Source organism: Streptomyces sp. NPDC001502 (assembly GCF_042894785.1).
Classification (GTDB): Bacteria; Actinomycetota; Actinomycetes; order Streptomycetales; family Streptomycetaceae; genus Streptomyces; species Streptomyces kutzneri.
Genome location: NZ_JBIAVW010000017.1, coordinates 123832 through 141154, shown reverse-complemented (window position 1 = coordinate 141154; position 17323 = coordinate 123832). Strand labels below are relative to the sequence as shown.

Genomic DNA, 17323 nt, shown 5'->3' with positions numbered 1-17323 from the left:
TGGCAACGGCGTCGCTCGCCGCGCCGAACCCCTCCCCCTCTGCCAAGGACCAGGTCCGCCATGAGTGTCCCCACCCTCCTCGACGTCAGCCAGGCGCAACCACGGCTGTCCGAGCTGACCGTCGTCGACGTCCGGACTCCGGGCGAGTTCGCTTCCGGCCACCTGCCGGACGCCGTCAACGTCCCCCTCGACCGGCTCACACGGAGCCTGCCGGAGCTGCGGCGGGCCGCCGAAAGCAAGCCCCTGCTCGTGGTGTGCGCCTCCGGTGCCCGTTCTACGAGCGCCGCCGATACCCTGGCCTCCCGCGGCATCCCCGCATCGAGCCTCACGGGCGGCACCCAGGCCTGGACCGCCGAGGGCCATGTCCTTCAGCATCCCGACGGCTCCCGGAAGCGGGCCGTCTGGGCGATGGAGCGCCAGGTCCGCTTCGCCGCGGGCGTCTGCGTACTGCTCGGCCTGGCGCTCGGGCTGCTCCTGCACCCCTCCCTCGCGCTGCTGTCCGCGGCGGTCGGGGGCGGGCTGGTGTTCTCCGCGCTCACCAACACCTGCGGGATGGCGGTCGTACTCGGCAGGCTGCCCTTCAACCGCCGGGGGGCCGGGATTCATCCCTGAGCACGCCCGGCCCCGCCGAAACCGGCACCGGCGGGGCAACCCCTCAGGGATCCACGACGTCCTCAGGTACAGGACGCGCCGCCCGCGGGGCGGTGCGTGTACCGCTGAGAGGACCACGTGATGAGTGAGAAGGCCCGGCGCCTGTTCGACGCCCTCGACCTCGACCAGGACGGCACGCTGACCCGCGCCGAGGTCATCGGTGCCCTGCGCTCCAAGGGTCCGACCCTCGCGGCGCAGGGAGCCATCCCCGTCTGGGGTGTCGGGGGCACCGACGACTCCTCGGCGCTCTTCGACGCGGCCGACCAGAACGGCGACCGCGTGCTGACGTTCGAGGAGTTCGCGGCCGTGGTCGACCGGCGCTTCGGCTGGTAGCGGCGGATCCGCCGAGCCGGCCTCCACCGTTCGACGACCGCGGCCTGCGCCGCCAACTCCCGGAGTCGGCGCGACGGTCCGGGACGGGGCGGGGCGGGGCGAGGCCGGTCCGGGCATTGGGTACGCTCTCGGTTGACTTACGGGCGCCGGCAGGTGCTGGATCGCCGCAATCAGAGATGAGTCCCCATGGGCAGCGCACCTTCCGCCGACTTCTTCCAGCCGCTCACGGCGGACGACCCGGCCGTCGTGGGCGGCTACCGCCTGGCGGCCGTGCTGGGCGCGGGCGGCATGGGCAAGGTCTACCTCTCCTACACGCCGGGCGGCCGGCCCATCGCCATCAAGGTGATCCGGCCCGAGTTCAGCGAGGACCCCGAGTTCCGGCGGCGCTTCCAGCAGGAGGTGCGGGCCGCGGAGCGGGTCCAGGGGCTCTACACCGCGCCGGTCATCGACTCGGACACCGAGGGCGCCCAGCCCTGGCTGGCCACGGCCTACGTGCCGGGTCCCTCGCTCGCCCACGCCGTGGCCCGGCACGGCGCGCTGCCGGTGCGCAGCGTGCTGCTGCTTACCGTCGGGGTCGCCGAGGCGCTGCACGTCATCCACGGCGCGGGCATCGTCCACCGGGACCTGAAGCCCGCCAACGTGCTGCTCGCCTCCGACGGCCCGCGCGTCATCGACTTCGGCATCGCCCGGGCCGCCGACTCCACCGCCCTGACGAGTACCGGCGTCAGCGTCGGCACCCCGGCGTTCATGGCGCCCGAACAGGCCTCGGCCGGGACGGTCACCCCGGCCACCGACGTCTTCGCCCTCGGGCAGATCGCGGCCTTCACCGCGATCGGGGCGTCCGTCTTCGGCGACGGGCCCTCGCACGCGGTGCTCTACCGGATCGTGCACGAGGACCCCGACCTCAGCGCCCTGCCCGAGGAGCTGCGGCCGGTGGTGACCCGCTGCCTCAGCCGCGACCCGGCCGACCGGCCGACCCTGACCGAGATCATCGAGCTGTGCAACGCGGCCTCCCAGGCCCCGCTGCGCCAGGGCGAGGACTGGCTGCCGCAGGCCGTCGCCGGTTCCATCACCGAGCGGCTTCGGCTGCCCGCACCGGCGCCTACTCCGGCACCGGCACCGACTCCGACCGAGGTCTCGGCGCCGCAGTCGCCGGCCCCGGCGGTACCCGCCGCGCCCGGGTACACACCGACCGATGTGGCTGCCGCGGCGCCGACGCAGACAGCTCCGGCGGCGGGGACTCCCGGGGCCGTGCCCCCGGGCTACCGGACGCCGCCCCCGTACGCGCAGCCTTCGTACCCGCAGCCGCAGCAGCCCCCGTACACGCAGCCCTCGTACGCCCCGGGCCACAGCACGCCGCCGCCGTTCCACGCCCAGGGCTTCGTTCCCGGTCCGCCCGGTCCGACCGCTCCGCCGCGCCCCAAGCGGACGGGACTGATCGTCGTCGGGGCGGTCGCGGCGGCGGTCATCGGGCTCGCTGTCCTCGGGTCCCTGCTGCCTGACGGCTCCGAGAAGGGCGGCGGCGACAAGGCGTCCGGCGGCGGCAGTGCCTCTTCGGGTGCCGCGCAGAAGCGGCCCGACCCGCAGCCGGTCTCGTACCAGGGCATCGAGGTGCCCCAGAACCACCAGTTGATGTTCGCCGACAACCCGCCGCGCCCGGCCGAGGAACCGACCGGCGCCGGGGTGCTCTACGGGGACGGGGACCTCTTCTACTTCCGGGACACCTTGTTCGGGGACGAGAAGTTCGGTACCGCGAACGGCAAACTCGTCCTGCTGAACAACTCCGAGAAGGGCTCCCTGGAGACCTGCCGCGCCGTGACCCGCTTCACCGAGAAGATCGGCCTCGACCAGCTCACGGACGGGTCGCAGGTCTGCGTGCTGAGCAAGGCCGGCCACATCACGCTGGCGACCTTCCGCGGCAGGTCGGGCGTGAAGGAAGAGACCAGGTTCATCACCGTCGACCTGACGGTCTGGCGCAACGCCGAGGCCGCGGCGAAGAACTAGGCCGTCTCTTCCGGCTCTTCCGGCCGTTCACGGGTTCGGCCGGTCGGGCATGATGCCCGGGTGAGCATCATCGTCGAGTTCTTCGTGGCACCGGACGACACCACGGCAGCTCTGGTCCTGCAGACCGGCCCGGGACGGGCCGGCGAGTCGCTCTCCTTCGGCAACTTCGACCCCGAGGAGGCCGTCGTCGAGTGGGAATGCCTTCTCACCGGCGCCGGCTTCGAGGAACTCGTCGAAGCCGGCGAGCCGCGTATCGTCGCCGGCCTGGACAACGGCGGATGTGTCGTCTTCGCCATCTCGCCCGGCCTGTCCGTCGCACTCGCGGACACCGGACCGTCCGGGCTGCGTGACGTCGCCGCCTCGTGGGTTCGGCTCCGAGCGGAGGACGGCGAGATCATCGACGCGGAGACCGCCGACTCGATCGTGGGCGACCTGGCGGCGCTCGTCAGGGGTGCCCGCCGTCAGGGCCAGGGCGTCTACTGCTGGGTCGCGTAGGAGTTCACGTCCGCGGCCGGCCGCGCACAGCAGGCCGCCGTATCGGAGAACATGGCTCCTTGAAGATCGGCGACGAGGGCGGCAGGGTCTCTGCCGGCCTGGTCCGACGGGGAGGACGGCATCCATGCGGGAAGTAGCGCGTCATGAGGTCGGCGAGGACCGGACGAGTCGAGCCCTGGAGGGCATCGGCAGCCGGACCTTCGGCCGCTGGCACAGCCTGCGCTACGACAGCCTGTCCATCAAGGGAATACAGGAGACGGGCGACGAACTCCTCGACCACGTCGGCGCCCTCACCCAACAGGATCCACCACTGGAAAGCGCGGCCGGCCGGCTGGCCCTGCGGACAGCGGCGGAGTGCGCGCTCGGTGTTCTGACGCTCGGAACATGCCCGGGAGGGGACTTCGAGGTCTTCTTCCCCCTCATCGACGAGGAGCTCAGCAGCGAGGACTTCGCCTTCGGCGACGCGGTCGACCAGGCTCCCACGGCGCAGGTCTGGGTGGACACCTTCGCGCTGAGCGTGATCACCGGACTGCTCTGGGAACCGGCCAGGATGATCGGTCCTCTGCTGAAGACGGACTACGCTCCGATGTTCCACGCCGGGCTTCCTCACTCGTCCCTGAGCTCGGTCTCCGAGCCCGCCGAGCTCGCCGAGATGGACGCGCTCTGCGCCTACCTCCACCTGGTCGAGACGCCCTGGTCACCTTGGGTCGCGTCCGGGGTGCCGCCCCTGCGCACACCGGACGCGGAGGAGCGCGCCGCGGCCGCCGCGCGGCTCGACGAGGCGGGCACACCGACCGCCGACCAGCGGCTGCTGCGCGTACTCCTCGACGACGACCAGCCGGCGTTCGAGCAGGCCCTGGCCGGCCGTCTCCTGGAACACCGCGACGGCGCCGGTGCGGATGCCGCCCCGAGGACGCTGCTGCCGGTCACAGCCGTCGCCCTGGCGGCCCTCGCCGTACAGGCACACGGCTGGGAGCTGAACGTGCGCTCCGGTTACCTTCCGACGGGCCTGCTGCGCGCCCCGAGCCAGTAGGCCGTCGCCTCCAGTTCCTGGAGCTGGTCCTCGCCCATGACGGGACCGAGGGGAGAGCCGTCAGGCGTGGCGGACGGCCGCCACGGGGGCCGGGAGGAGGGCGGGGCGGTCGAGGAATGCGAGCACGGCCCGCTTCTCCGGGAGGTACACCTCGGGCAGGTCGATCTCCGGGAGGGTGATCTCGCCCTCCCGGACGAAGCCGAGCCGGTTCAGCAGGGCGAGCGCCTTGTCGTTGGAGGCGTCGGGCTCGGCCACCGCGCGCAGGACGGCCGGATCGCGGAAGGTGAACCGGATGAGCGACCCGATCAGGGTCCTGCTGAATCCGGGCCGGGGCCGTCCGGTCACCGGGGCCAGCATCAAATGGACGCCGATGTCGCCTTTCCGCACCGTGTAGCAGTCGCTGACCCGGTCCTCGGTGGGCTCGTACGTCTGGAAGAGCGCCACCGGCTCGTCGTTCAGCCGGACCATGAACGCGTGGTGCGTATCGCGGCGGTCCACGTCCTCGTAGATCTCCTGGACCAGTTCCCGGCTGACGCCGTTCATGCCCCAGAACCGCGCCCGCTCCTCGACGACCCAGGCGTGCAGCACGGCGGAGTCCGCGACGGGGTCGACCGGGGTGAAACGGACCGTGCCGAAGCCTTCGACGGTCTCGGTCAGGACGTCCGCGCGCGGGGCGACGAGGGCAGAGCACTCGGGTCTCATACAGGTTCCGTTTCTGCTCGGTCGGCAAGGGCGTGCGAGGGCGGGGAGCCCTCGCACGACACGAAGGTTAGGCTGCCCTAACTATAGACACCCCTAGAAAGCGTTCCCGAGGGGGCCGGGCCGTGGAGGGTGTCGGCGCCCTGGACGAGGCGGAGCTGATCGTCATTTAAGATTCAAGACGGCCGTTGGGCTGCGGCTCGTCGCTCTGCGCGGCGACTGCGGAACGGTCAGGCCGACCGGTCGAGGAGAGCAGCCTGAGTCAGGGCCCTGGTCCGGACGGCGACCACATGACGCTGATCATGAAGATCCCGGGGAATCGCGTGACCGCCGGCGTGCGTCTCAGTGGTGTGGGGCGCACAGCCCACCCGCCCACGAACAGAAGACCCCCAGGGAGAAGTGAGGTATGCCAGTGATCTGCGTCGGAGGCATGATCGGCATCGGCAAGACGAGTGTGGCCGAGCTGCTCGCCAAGGAGCTGGGCAGCGACGTCTTCTACGAGAGCGTGGAAGACAATCCGATCCTTCCGCTCTTCTACACGGCGAGCCCCGAAGAGATCCAGGCGAAGCGCTACCCCTTCCTGCTGCAGCTCTACTTCCTGCAGACCCGGTTCGCCTCGATCAAGGAGGCGTACAAGCAGGGGGACAACGTCCTCGACCGGTCCATCTACGAGGACTGGTACTTCGCCAAGGTCAATCACGACCTGGGCCGGATCAGCTCCCTCGAGATGCAGGTGTACGAGGGGCTGCTGAGCGAGATGATGCGCGAGATCGACGGCCTGCCGTACCGCAAGGCGCCCGACCTCATGGTCTACCTCAAGGCGGACTTCGAGACGGTGCTGCACCGTATCGGTCTGCGGGGCCGCGGTTTCGAACAGGACGAGAGCCTCGTCGAGTACTACCGGACGCTGTGGTCCGGCTACGACGACTGGGTGCACAAGCACTACTCGGCCAGCGATGTCCTCGTCATCGACATGAACCACACGGACGTGGTGAACAACCCCGAGGACGCGGCCCGCGTGGTGCAGGAAGTCAAGGACGCCCTGGCGACGGTGGCGCACCGGGTCTGAACCGCCCCGGTTCTGATCCTTCCGCCAGGGTCGCTGCGACCCGGAGGCCGTGGCCGGACGGGTGTGTCACCGTCCGGGCGCAGGCCTTGCGGCGGCCCCGGGCGCCGTCGGCCCTCCGGGCCCTGCGTTCCCTCCGCAGCCGCCCGTCCCCATGCGCCCAGACCGCCAGACTGCCAGGGTCCCGGCTCTCGCCCGGGGTCCGCCGAGGGTCCGCCGACGGGCCCGCGTACGGGGTGAGCGCGCCCACTGCCTCCAAGTCCTTGCCGGGGCGGTCGAACTCGTCGACGATGCTTCCAAGCCACGGCCTTCCGGATCCCACCGGGCCCGGCCGGGGCAGGGGAGAACAGGGGAAACAGTGACAACGAACAGCAATCCGAAGAAGCGCCCGATGGCCGCAGCGGCACTCATCCCGCTCTTCGTGCTCGCAGGGCTGCTGCTGGGCCCTTCGGCGACCGCCTCGGCAGCCGCTCCGGCGGCCCGGCAGGCTCCTGCCGCCGCAGCACTTGCGCACAGTGGTCTCCGCGCCGGGGCCGGCGTGGCAACCGGTCTCCACGCACCGGCGTCGTCCCAGGTCAAGGCCACCACCGGGAGCAAGAAGGGCAAGAAGACCAAGAAGAAGAGCGGGCTGTTCAAGAAGCTCTTGATCGTCGTGGTCGTCGTCATCGTGCTGCTCGTCGTCCTGTACGTGGTCCGCCGGGCTCTGCGCCGCAGGTCCGCCTAGGAACCGGCGCCGGCTCCGGCGTCGGCGCCGGCTGCCCGAACCGTCCGGACCCGGCCGAGACCGTCCCGTGCGGGTGTAGGGAGTCGCGCACGGGCGGCGGCGGCACTACGGCAGCGCGAGCAACCTGTCGATCCGTGCGCGGATCTCCTCGTCCTGGAGGACCGCCCGGTAGTCGCCGTACTCCGAGAGCCGGCGGTCCGCGGCCCCCAGTGCGGTGAGGGCTTCCCGGACCGGTGGGGTGAGGGTTCCGTGGTGCGTGAGCGCGTCGAGGGCAGGGGGGAACGTCCAGTGCCACTGCCCGCCGGCGGCGAATGCCAGCACCGTTGCCTCTGCCTGCGCCGGTTCCGGCAACGGCGGTTCCCACGGCTGCGGGTACGGCGCGGGCTCACCGGGCAGCAGCGGGTTCTCCCCCCACGCGTGGAGCACCTTGCGTAGGTCCTCGACCAGCCACCCCGCGCGGGAGACCTCGTCCCGAAGGGCTTCTCGTACCGCGGGCAGAAGCACTCCGGCGTATGCGCGCAGCGGCCGGAGGACGTCGGCGACGTCCGGCTGCCGGGGTTCACCCGGGAAGAAGCCGTGGCCCTGCACGTCCCGGTAGGGCGCGACGAGCCGCTCGACGAGCCCGGGCAGTGCGCGAGGGTCCCCGATCCGGGTCAGGGCCCACCGCGCGTGGTCACCGATGCGGCCCTCGAAGAACGTCGATTCCCCGGGGTCGTCGAGGAGCGCCGCGAGCCGGTCGGCGTGCGGTGCCGCCCTGTGGCCGAGCACCGCCATCAGATGTGCGGCCTGGTAGCGCACGTCGTCGTCCGGGTCGGCCAGCAGCCCGGCAGCCAGCGGCAGCACGGCCGCTTCCACGGAAGGCCGGGCCACCAGCAGTCGCCACGCCTCGTCCAGCGCGCACCGGCGCAGCTCCGCGTCGCCGATCCGGCTCCCGGTCTCGGCCAGCCCGGCCACGAACGAGGTCGCCACCGTCATGTCGAGCTCCAGCAGTTCCACGACGCAGGCGGCGACGTCATTGCGCTCGTACGGGACTTCGCGGTCCAGGGTGTACCAGACCTTCCCGAACTCCGGGGCGAGCGCGGGGTCGGCGAGGATCTCCAGCAGCATGGGGAGGGCACGCAGCGCCGCCCGCGGATCCAAAGGTGCTGCGGCGATCACGGACGCCACCCGCAGCACCGGATTCTCGCCGTGCAGGAGACCGTCCAGCACGGCCCGTACCTCGGCGTTCGTCGACTCCGTGCGGTCCTCGTCGGCCGCGGCCCGGCCCAGCGCCAGCAACAGGGCCACCCGGACCGGGAGTTCCCTCTCCTCCTGCCACCGCTCCAGCAGGGGCCCGGTCCGGTCGGCGATCAGCCGCAGCGCGGTCCGCCGCACCACAGGATCCCCGTCGTCGAGCAGCCTCCGGATGCGGGGCCACTGCCGCCTCCAGGCCGCCGCCGGTGCGGAGTCGGCCTCCCCGCCCCCGTCCCCACGGCCCCCGTCCTCACCGTCGCAGACCAGGCACGTCAGCAGATCGACCAGGTCCGGCCGTCGGATCGTGTCCGGGTCGAGGGCGAGATCCACCAGGAACGGCAGCGCGGCCGTGCCCACGTCGGTGAACCGCCCCGGGGACCACAGGAGGTCCTGTAGGTCGGCGTACGCCCGCTCCACGGCCTCCGGCCTGGTGGTGGCGTCCGCCCGGGCTATGCGGCGCAGCACCTTCGGTACGTCGGTGGCCGGATGGTCGGGTCCCACCGGCTCCAGCGCCCGCCAGTCCACCGCGTCCAGCGCCTCCCACATGTCCCCCGCCTCGCTCCCGAGCGTCCGTCCCCCGTCCGGGGGATCCTGCCATTGCGGGAGAGGGTGCGGCCAGGCGATTCCTCAGGCCGACGGCCCGGTCGGATCACCGGGGCCGGGCAGCCGACGGAGTTCGAGCAGGACCATCGCGATCTTCACTGCGGTGGAAATCGTCAGGGCCTGGAGGAACGGCATACCCGTCAGCCACAGGGCCACCATCATGACCGTGAGCACCAGGAACGCCGGGAGCAGGTTGGTCCGCCTGATCGCGGTCCGCAGGTGTTCGGCTCGGCCCCGAGGCCGGTCGACCGTACCGATCGGGCGCGCGGCGACACCCTCTTCTTCTTTGGCATGCGGCATGGACTGCTGCCCCTTCCTCGTGCTCGTCCCCGGGAACGAGCCTCGGGTCCGTCCCGGCGGGCTGCCACCGCTGCCACCCGCCCCGCCGCCATCCGACGTACAGGTTCACCTCACCGGCCCAGGTCCGCGGCGCCCCGCCCCCGGCCGACCCGGGCCCCTTGGTGAGGAGCCGACGCGCGCCGAGTAGCCTTGGCGGTCATGATCGCGAATCAGTGCCGTGCGGCGACGAAGAAGGGCGAACGGTGCCTGGTCGACGCGCGACCGTCGGGTTTGTGCCACACGCATGATCCGGTGGTGCGGTGCCGGGTACCGAACGCCAAGGGCAAGCCGTGCGTGATCGCGACGGGTGGCGGTCCGTGCCACCGGCACGAGGGACAGCAGCAGGCCTCCGTCGAGGCGGCCATGAAGCTGGTCAGGTTCTACGAACTGACCGGAACCGATCCCCTCTTCGCGGTCGAGGAGCCCTCGGTCGAGGAGTACTGCTCGCCTCCCGGAGCCGCGAGCGCCGGCGAACCGGGTGGGACTCCGCTGTCGCTGGCGTTCGTGGCCCGCACCCTCAACCTCGGCTGAGCGAGCGGCTCTTGGCCATGACCGGGCCGGCCGCGCCCCTCCGGCGGACGTTCCGTGGAGCGGCGTAGTGTCGTTGACGCGTACTGCTGTCGAACGGGGGTTCGCGCAGGGGGAAGTGGGTCAGCGGACCCACGGCGAAGAGGCGGGGTATACGGACATGGTGCTGGACATGACGGAACAGCCGGAGGAGGCGGCCCGTGCCCGGGCCCGGGCCCGGTACGAGTGGACGCTCGCGGCGGCCTGGGCGCTGCTGGGACTGGTACTGCTCGGACTCAGCGCTGCAGCAGGCAGTCTGAGCACAGGTCAGATAGCCGACGAAGAGGCGTTCCTGGGAGCTCGGCCGTGTGTCGAGGCGGAGGTGGTGCGGGGCACGGAGGACTGCCTGCGCACGATCCGTGCCACCGTCCTCTCCGCCCAGGACGCCAAGAGCGGCCCCAAGGGTGCGGGCGTCTTCCAGGTACGGTTGAAGGCCCCCGTTCCGGCTCCCGCCGATCGGCCGTTCAACCTCCGTTCGAATGGCGAGCTGTCCCAACTCGTCAAGCCGGGCGAAGAGGTGGAGGTCACCGCCTGGCGGGACGTCCAGGTCTCCGTACGCCACGACGGAGCCGTCGAGACGCTCCCCGGGCTGCCCGACGAGGCCACCATGTACGTCGGGCTCGCGCTGGTCTGCGTCTGGACGACGGCGCTGGCCTTCATCGCCGCGTTCGGCAGTGCCCGCAGGGCCCGCTGCCACACCACCGGGCGCCCCGTCACACCGCGGGTCGGCTTCGGCTGGGCGAAAGGCCTGTCCGTGGTCGTCGTACCCCTGGTCGTGTCGTACCTTTCCCTCACGCTCTGGGACGCTTGGACGGCAGCGGGCATGGCGGTGGCCATCTGGGCACTCATCGCGTTCCCTGCCACGTACGCCGCGCTGCGGTGGGATCGTGAACGGTGAAGCGATGCGTTCGTCGAGGACCCCGAGCCGCTCCATCGCGACCCGGAGACCGTGGTGGCAAGGTCAAACCGCCGGTCGGCCAACGCCCCACGGCAGCTGACATGATGGCCGGATGCCCACTTCGCCCTCTGCCCTCACAGATCTGTGGTTGCGCGGGGTCGCGGCCAACACGGGAGCCCCGGCCGGCGTCCTGCTGCGACTGCTGGACCCGGCAGCCGGGGAGGCCCGGCAGATCCTGTGCGAGAAGCGCCCGCTTCCCCAGGAGGTCATGGACGCGGCGGTCACGCACCCGGACCACAAGGTACGCCGGGCCTTCGCCCGCAACCCCCACGTCCCACCGGCCCAGCGCGCCCGTCTCATCAAGGACCCCCACTGCCTCGTCCGCGCGGATGTCGCCGGTGGACCCCGCCCGCGCCCACGCCAACCCCGACCGCTGCCCGACGACGCCCTCATGTTCCTGCTGACCGCCGAGGAAGCCGGCGACTCCGGACTGCTCACGGCGAACGAGATCGCGTCCGAGCTCGTGGCCTCGTTCCAGATACCCGGTTCCTTCATGCGCAGGATGCTCGGTCACGAACAGCCCGCTCTGCGGGCCTACGCGTCGCAGCCGTGGTCCTGGCTCACCTCCGAGCAGCGACAGGCCCTGCTGGCCGACCCCCATCCGGACGTCCGGGCGTCCGCCGAACGCGGCGCGCGGAGGGAGGACCCCGCGGCCATGGAGGCGGAACTTCCGGAGCACGCCTGCCACCACCGGTGGGCGATCCTCGTCAACTACGCACTGTCGGACGCCGTCGTCGAGGCGTCCCTGGCCGATCCGGAGTGCCGGTGGGCCCTCGCCGGCAACCCGTACACGCCCCCCGACGCCTGCGCCCGGCTCGCCCGTGACGTCGACCCCGGGATCCGCGAACGCGTCGCCGGACGGGCCGACCTCGGTGCCGCGCTGTGGGCGGAGCTCGCCGAGGACCCCGACGAGCGGGTGCGTACCCGTGCCCGGGTACAGCCGCTCCCCCGCACCCGGGCACAGTGCGTGGCCGTCGACCACGAGATGAGCGAGGCCGCGTACGACTGCGGCTGCCCGGTCCTGGAACCGTACGACGAGCCGGACCTGGACTGGTACCGGGCGTGCGCGGCGTCCGGGGAAGTGATGCTGCGCCGGGCGGCCGCCAAATGCGCCACGCTGCCCATCGACCTGGTGCGACGGCTGGCGGAGGACCCGGACGAGGAAGTACGTCACCGGCTGGCCTCCTGGCACCCTCTGGCCCCGGCCGCGATCGTCCTCGCGGCCTTCGTCGCCCGCCCCCGGCAACGCCCCCACCTGCTCATGCAGTCCCGGCTGCCGCGGACCGGCCTGACCCACCTGCTCGGGCACGAGGACCCGGAGGTACGGGCGCTGGCGGCCGCCGACCCGACCGGGCGGGCCCCCGTGGAACTGCTGACGGACCCGGACGAGCACGTCCGCCGGGCGGCCGCTGCCAACCCGCTCTTCTCCCGGGACACCGTGGAGACCCTGCTCCGGGACCCGGCGACGGCCGAAGGAGCGGCGGCCAACCCCGGGCTGCCGGCCGTACGGCTGCACGCCCTGCTGGACTCAGCCCGCCTGCCGCGCTGACCGGCACGACGACGGCGGGCGGCGGCGTGGCCGGGGACGGGAACAGGAACGGGAACGGGAACGGGACGGTGGGGCGCAGGAGAACCTGCCGCCAGGTGGGTGCACCGTGTCCGCTTCGTTGTCCGTCCGGTCGTCCGTTCGTCCGTTCGTCCGCCGTCAGGAGGGCGCCGGCCCGTGGGCGGGCGCGCCGAGAGCCGCGACGGCGGCGACCATGCGGTCCCAGAACCGGCCGGTCTCCAGGGTCACGGCGACGCGCGCGTTGTCGGGGAGGCCCATGGAGCGGTGCAGGTCCACGACGGTGGCGCCGCGCGTGTACCGGCCGTACAGCTCCACGGCGACGTGGGCGTCCACGCAGTGCACCAGCCCGGGATCGATGACCCGGGCCACCGCCACGGGGTCGTGCAGGGGTGGGCTGGGGAACCCCCACAGCTCGCGGTACGTGGACCCGAAGAAGGTCAGCAGGTCGGCGCAGGTCCGCCCGAGGGGCGTGCCCAGGGCCACGAAGCGGGCCACCACTTCGGGGGTGGCCAGTGCCTGGTGCGTGACGTTGAGCCCGCACATGGTGACCGGCACCCCCGAGCGGAAGACGATGTCGGCGGCCTCCGGGTCGGTGAGGATGTTGAACTCGGCGGCCGGGGTCCGGTTGCCGCGCTCCGTCGAACCGCCCATCAGGACGATCTCGCGGATGCGGGAGGCGTCCTGCGGGTACCGCGTCAGCAGCAGGGCGATGTTGGTCAGCGGCGCGGTCGGGACGAGGGTGACGGGCTCGGGATGCTCGGCCAGCAGCCGGTGGATGAGGTCCACGGCGTGCTCCGGGACCACGTCCACCGTGGGAGGCGGGAACATCGGCCCGTCCAGTCCGGTGACCCCGTGCACGTCGGCGGCCACGCCGAGCGGCTGGACGAGCGGCCGGTCGCAACCGGCCGCGATGGGGACGTCCGTGATCCCGGCGACCGTGCAGACCCGGCGGGCGTTGAGCGTGGTCTTGTCGAGGGTCTGGTTGCCCGCGACCGTGGTGACGGCCAGCAGGTCCACCGCCGGGTCCCCGGCGGCCAGCATGATCGCGAGGGCGTCGTCGTGGCCGGGATCGCAGTCGATGATGATCGGGACGGGCACGTCACTCCTGGCGCTGCGGGGCGTGGAACTCCAGTGTGCCGCCGGGCCGGTGCCCTGACCACACCGCCTCGCCCGGACCGCGCGCGGTCGGTCGACCGCGCGCGCCCACCGGACGGGGAGCGGGACGCCCCCTCGCCCCTCGGACCCGCCCGCGGGGGTCAGATCTCGAAGCGCGCAGGTTCTTGGGGCACGGAGGGGGAAGCTGCGGATGGCTGAGGTGTCCTCGCCTGCGGAGCCGACGGTGCGAGAGCGCTGCGGCGAACCCACAGAAGGGATCCCGCCAGCAGTGCGGTGCCTCCCAGCAGCCAGGGCGCCGGGCCTGGCCGGAGGACCCCGACGACCAGGCCGGTGAGTGCTCCCACCAGTTGCAGGGCGAGTGACTGGACGGACAGCGCGGTGGCCCGGCCGGCACGGGTGACGCGGCGGTGCAGGATGTCGTTCTGATTGGGTCCCGCCGCGCCGAGTCCGAGGTAGAGCAGGCCGTAGCCGGTGGCCGAGAGCGCCAGGGCGCCCGCTCCGGTGGACGCCGCGGTGGCGGCGAGCAGAAGCAGCCCGCTCGCGCCGGCGCCGAGGCTCACCATGACCGCACGCTCGCCGCTGCCCGCCAGTCGGGCGGTCAGCGGCGCGAGGTGGCTGCCGAAGCCGGAGCAGATGAATCCGGCGCAGGCCAGTACGGCGAAGAGCACCGCCCCCGACTCCGGTGCGCCGGTGACGGCCGCGGCGCGTCCCGGCATGAGCAGTTCGATCGTGACCAGCGCGCTGCCGGCCGCACCCGCGCTGAGGAACACCCGGCGGACCAGCATGTCCCGACCACCCAGACGCAGTCCGCCCACGACGGTGGCCGGGATGTCTCGGAGTACGTCGCGCAGGGCGACGGCCGACCGGGGAGGCTCGGGCAGAGCGGTCACGACGTACAGCACGAAGGCGATCTCGACCGCGGCGCCCAGCAACAGCGGGACGGAAAGGGGCAGTAGCAGCCCGGAGGAGACTTCGCGCAGCCGGGCGCCGAGGTCCGGGCCGACTCCGAGCAGCCAGGGAAGGGCGCCGCCGAGCAGGGTTCCCGCGGCGAGCGCGGCGGAGGTCGCGGAGGAGCCGCCGGCCAGGCCGGGGCGCAGATCGGCGTCGGGCCCCGAGTCAGCGTGGACGGTGTCGACGTACCAGGCTTCGGCCGGCCCGCTGGACAGGGCCCGGCCCGCCCCCATCAGCACCATGCCCAGGGCGAGCAGCCAGGGAGCGGAGCCCAGGCCTACGAGGACCAGGGCGATCAGGTTCAGCAGGCCGGCGGCGATCAGGACGGCGCGGCGTCCCAGGACGTCGGCCAGTCCTCCGGTGGGCAGTTCCAGTGCGGCGGCCGTCAGCGAGTGCGCGGCGAACAGGCCCGCGATCGTCGCCGTGGTCATGCCGCGCTCGGTGAGCAGCAGGATCAGGGGGGCGAGGCTCAGGCCAAGTGGCAGCCAGAAGAGCGCGCAGACCGTGATGTAGCGGCGGCGTGCGGTGGATATGTCCAGCGGCCTGGTCATGACGGCTTCTCGGCGTCCGAGGCCGTCGCCGTAGCCGTAACCGTCGCCGTCGCCGTCGCCGTCGGGCCCGAGACGTCCGGCTCTGCGGCGGGGTCGCGTGGCGCGAGGGGCAGTCCTGCCGTGAGGAGTACGACCTGCGCCGCGCGAGGATCCCCCGTATCACGGGCGGTCAGTTCCCCGAGTTTCCGGGCGAACACCTCCCAGAGTTCGGTGAGCGATTCGGGCGTCAGACGGGGCATCAAGTCGCTGATCCCGGAGGGTTCCACCCACTCCGGCGGCAGCCGTCCGTCGGCGATGTCGGCCTCGTGCCGGACGAGAGAAGCCTCCAGGTGCTCGATCTGGGCCCTGCGGGACAGGCTGAGCAAGGCACGGCTGCCCGGTGAGGATTCCATCGACTTGTTGCTCCAGGCGGTCACGGAGTGCACCGCCTGCCACCGTCGCTCCCGGCCGTCCCGGTGCTCGGCCTCGGCGACGAACGCGTACTTCGCCAGGACGCGCAGGTGATAGCTGGTGGAAGCGGACGACTCCCCGGTCCTGACCCCGAGCTCGCTCGCGGTGGCCGGGCCGTCCTGCCGCAGCAGCCCGAGCAGCCGGATGCGCAACGGGTGCGTGAGGGCTTTCAGGGCTGCGGAGTCCCGCTCAGGATCGAGTACGCGTCTCTGTTCTTCGCTGACCATGCAGGAAGGCTAGAGTCCTCGAAAGCTTTCCAAAAGTATTTCTGCAGAACTTCTTTGGGGAAATCGCTGCCGACCGCAGCCGCAGATGCCCCGGCGGACGAGAAGGGGCCGCCACCCCGTCTGGGAGGTGGCGGCGGGACGCTACTTGCCGATGATGTTGCCCGTCCACTGACCGGCGGCACGCTGCATCAGGGCCTCGTTGCTCAGGATCCGGGTCCCGGGGACGGCCGCCATGCCGACGTCACCGGCCGGCGCCGTGCCGTTGTGGGAGCCGACCGTGTTGTCGTGGCCGGCGTTGAAGACGTCGTCGCCGGCCACCTGGCTCAGGTCACCGAAGACGATCGAGTACGTGTTGCTGACCGGTGCGTAGATGGTGAAGTCGTCGGCGGAGGCGGCGGACGCGCCCGCCAGGAGGATGCCACCGGCGGCGAGAGCGGTCAGGGCGCAACGGATCGATCGCACGAGTACTGCCTTTCGTGGAGGGGTGGTCGAGCAGTGCGAAGGTAGGCCGCTCTGCGCGGCGAGGCCCCGTACCGGCCGCCGTACGGCCCGAGTCCATCCGTACGGCGCAGCAGGCAGGGCGACCGGGGCCAGGCCGCGCGGTCCGGCGGATCAGGCTTCGGGGTCGAGGGTCCGGATCCGGAGGTCGTAGAGGTAGGAGCGGTCGTTCTTGAAGCTGCGCCACACGGTGGCCGGGGGTTCGGGTCCGTCGGCGCGGCCGCCCAGCGGATGGGCGGTGACGAGGCCGTCGGAGATCTCGCAATGCCAGCCGTCGGACGGCGACCAGACACACCACACATTCCCGTCCGTCCGGCGGAAGGCGGGCCGGCTGTTGCGCTCGCCGTCCCGCGCGAAGTGGTGGCGGAGCCCGTCGATGTGGCGCACGAAGGTGAAGGATGAAAGTGCCGTCATGGCTTCCGATCATCGCCGACAGCGCGCCGGTTCCTGCCCGGTGACGCTCGATCAACCCTGTGCCGGACGCGAGCGGCGCCCGCGGGAAGGCGGACGGGAAACCGACGCTGCTCAGGGTCGCGTACTCGGCGCAGAACGAGTACTCCGTGTCCGTGAACGCGGTTCTCGACGGCTCCCGTCCGGCTGCACCGCATGTCTCGTCGCAGTTCGTGCGTACCGGCGCATCGCCGGCCGGGCCCTTCGCGGGTCTTCAGTACAGCAGGATGCGGGTCACGATCACCTGCGGTGGGACCGCCTCCTTGGCGATCACGTACTCGATGATGCCCAGCGCCCCGTCCTCACCGAGCGGCAGAAGTCGGCACTCCGGCCAGTCCTCCGCCGCAGTGCTGCCGGCGACGAGTCCCCGGGTCTCGCCGATCTCCACCATCGCGGCCACGATCGGACCCATCGCCCAGGGCGGCAGCGCAGGGTCGATCATGAAGGCGGTGACGTCCTCGGACAGCACGCACGGCAAGCCCTCGGATCCGTCGTCGAAGCTCTCACTCAACGGGCAGTCCCGCCGCCCGTCGCCGGTCGAGCATGTCCTGCACGGCGATCGTCGGTGTCGTTCCCGCGAGCGCGGCCTCGACCCGCCGCTGCCGGCCCGGATCGGATTCGAGCATCGCGCGTCCCCACCAGCGCAGCAGTACGCCCTTCGCCTCTTCCGGCTGGGCGGCCAGGAGTTCGACGTAGAACTCCTTCGCGGCCTCCGGCGTCAGCGCGTCGGCGATGCCCCTCGCATTGCGCGGAACTCGCTCCGGCTCGTGCCGGTGAATCGGCTGTGCGGTCATCGCCCGCCCCTTTC

General features: G+C 72.0%; 20 protein-coding genes. 10 read left to right on the top strand and 10 right to left on the bottom strand.

Annotation, left to right across the window (positions count from 1 at the left end; translation table 11 throughout):
* The first annotated feature begins 60 nt into the window (after positions 1 to 60).
* From ACFY0D_RS27420 to ACFY0D_RS27400, 5 genes are all read left to right on the top strand, one after another.
* On the top strand, positions 61 to 612 hold the full coding sequence (locus ACFY0D_RS27420) for a rhodanese-like domain-containing protein (protein WP_390800716.1): 552 nt from the start codon (positions 61 to 63) through the stop codon (positions 610 to 612).
* A 120-nt stretch (positions 613 to 732) separates the two neighbouring features.
* Positions 733 to 984, top strand: a complete 252-nt coding sequence (locus tag ACFY0D_RS27415; RefSeq protein ID WP_301373710.1) for an EF-hand domain-containing protein — start codon at positions 733 to 735, stop codon at positions 982 to 984.
* Between the two features lie 186 nt (positions 985 to 1170).
* On the top strand, positions 1171 to 2988 hold the full coding sequence (locus ACFY0D_RS27410) for a serine/threonine-protein kinase (protein WP_390800715.1): 1818 nt from the start codon (positions 1171 to 1173) through the stop codon (positions 2986 to 2988).
* A 60-nt stretch (positions 2989 to 3048) separates the two neighbouring features.
* Positions 3049 to 3483, top strand: a complete 435-nt coding sequence (locus ACFY0D_RS27405; protein WP_390800714.1) for a hypothetical protein — start codon at positions 3049 to 3051, stop codon at positions 3481 to 3483.
* Between the two features lie 124 nt (positions 3484 to 3607).
* Positions 3608 to 4516 carry an Imm49 family immunity protein gene (locus tag ACFY0D_RS27400; protein ID WP_390800713.1) on the top strand — a complete coding sequence of 303 codons (909 nt, stop codon included), beginning with the start codon at positions 3608 to 3610 and terminating at the stop codon, positions 4514 to 4516.
* A 60-nt stretch (positions 4517 to 4576) separates the two neighbouring features.
* On the opposite strand, the gene ACFY0D_RS27395 is transcribed toward ACFY0D_RS27400, so the two are convergent.
* Positions 4577 to 5218 carry a GNAT family N-acetyltransferase gene (locus ACFY0D_RS27395; protein WP_390800712.1) on the bottom strand — a complete coding sequence of 214 codons (642 nt, stop codon included), beginning with the start codon at positions 5216 to 5218 and terminating at the stop codon, positions 4577 to 4579.
* A gap of 403 nt (positions 5219 to 5621) precedes the next feature.
* On the opposite strand from ACFY0D_RS27395, the gene ACFY0D_RS27390 reads away from it, so the two are divergent.
* Together ACFY0D_RS27390 and ACFY0D_RS27385 are read left to right on the top strand one after the other, a co-directional pair.
* Entirely contained in the window at positions 5622 to 6284 is a 663-nt protein-coding gene (locus tag ACFY0D_RS27390; RefSeq protein WP_390800711.1) for a deoxynucleoside kinase, read from the top strand.
* 388 nt (positions 6285 to 6672) lie between these two features.
* Entirely contained in the window at positions 6673 to 7005 is a 333-nt protein-coding gene (locus tag ACFY0D_RS27385) for a DUF6480 family protein (RefSeq protein WP_390800710.1), read from the top strand.
* A 105-nt stretch (positions 7006 to 7110) separates the two neighbouring features.
* On the opposite strand, the gene ACFY0D_RS27380 is transcribed toward ACFY0D_RS27385, so the two are convergent.
* Both ACFY0D_RS27380 and ACFY0D_RS27375 read right to left on the bottom strand, forming a co-directional pair.
* A complete protein-coding gene (locus ACFY0D_RS27380) occupies positions 7111 to 8784 on the bottom strand; it encodes a HEAT repeat domain-containing protein (protein ID WP_390800709.1) in 1674 nt (557 codons plus the stop codon).
* A gap of 81 nt (positions 8785 to 8865) precedes the next feature.
* A complete protein-coding gene (locus ACFY0D_RS27375) occupies positions 8866 to 9141 on the bottom strand; it encodes a hypothetical protein (RefSeq protein ID WP_390800707.1) in 276 nt (91 codons plus the stop codon).
* A gap of 198 nt (positions 9142 to 9339) precedes the next feature.
* On the opposite strand from ACFY0D_RS27375, the gene ACFY0D_RS27370 reads away from it, so the two are divergent.
* The 3 genes from ACFY0D_RS27370 (at position 9340) to ACFY0D_RS27360 (ending at position 12254) form a co-directional block, all read left to right on the top strand.
* Positions 9340 to 9711 (top strand): hypothetical protein, encoded by a 372-nt coding sequence (locus tag ACFY0D_RS27370; RefSeq protein WP_390800706.1) that lies wholly within the window; start codon positions 9340 to 9342, stop codon positions 9709 to 9711.
* A gap of 169 nt (positions 9712 to 9880) precedes the next feature.
* Positions 9881 to 10645: a hypothetical protein gene (locus tag ACFY0D_RS27365; protein ID WP_390800705.1), complete on the top strand. Its 765-nt coding sequence runs from the start codon at positions 9881 to 9883 to the stop codon at positions 10643 to 10645.
* A gap of 112 nt (positions 10646 to 10757) precedes the next feature.
* The gene (locus ACFY0D_RS27360; RefSeq protein ID WP_390800704.1) at positions 10758 to 12254 is read left to right on the top strand and encodes a hypothetical protein; all 1497 of its coding nucleotides are present in this window, start codon (positions 10758 to 10760) and stop codon (positions 12252 to 12254) included.
* Positions 12255 to 12410: 156 nt separating this feature from the next.
* Here ACFY0D_RS27360 and ACFY0D_RS27355 read toward each other — a convergent pair whose 3' ends face one another.
* The 7 genes from ACFY0D_RS27355 to ACFY0D_RS27325 form a co-directional block, all read right to left on the bottom strand.
* A complete protein-coding gene (locus tag ACFY0D_RS27355) occupies positions 12411 to 13370 on the bottom strand; it encodes a nucleoside hydrolase (RefSeq protein ID WP_390800703.1) in 960 nt (319 codons plus the stop codon).
* Between the two features lie 158 nt (positions 13371 to 13528).
* Entirely contained in the window at positions 13529 to 14770 is a 1242-nt protein-coding gene (locus ACFY0D_RS27350; RefSeq protein ID WP_390800760.1) for an MFS transporter, read from the bottom strand.
* A 116-nt stretch (positions 14771 to 14886) separates the two neighbouring features.
* Complete coding sequence (locus tag ACFY0D_RS27345; RefSeq protein WP_390800702.1) at positions 14887 to 15567, bottom strand: helix-turn-helix domain-containing protein; 681 nt, start codon at positions 15565 to 15567, stop codon at positions 14887 to 14889.
* 141 nt (positions 15568 to 15708) lie between these two features.
* Entirely contained in the window at positions 15709 to 16029 is a 321-nt protein-coding gene (locus ACFY0D_RS27340; RefSeq protein ID WP_390800701.1) for a hypothetical protein, read from the bottom strand.
* Positions 16030 to 16179: 150 nt separating this feature from the next.
* Positions 16180 to 16479 (bottom strand): hypothetical protein, encoded by a 300-nt coding sequence (locus ACFY0D_RS27335; protein WP_390800700.1) that lies wholly within the window; start codon positions 16477 to 16479, stop codon positions 16180 to 16182.
* 250 nt (positions 16480 to 16729) lie between these two features.
* The gene (locus ACFY0D_RS27330) at positions 16730 to 17026 is read right to left on the bottom strand and encodes a hypothetical protein (protein WP_390800699.1); all 297 of its coding nucleotides are present in this window, start codon (positions 17024 to 17026) and stop codon (positions 16730 to 16732) included.
* The gene (locus ACFY0D_RS27325; protein ID WP_390800698.1) at positions 17019 to 17309 is read right to left on the bottom strand and encodes a hypothetical protein; all 291 of its coding nucleotides are present in this window, start codon (positions 17307 to 17309) and stop codon (positions 17019 to 17021) included. The genes ACFY0D_RS27330 and ACFY0D_RS27325 overlap by 8 nt, the downstream gene beginning before the upstream one ends.
* Positions 17310 to 17323: the final 14 nt, after the last annotated feature.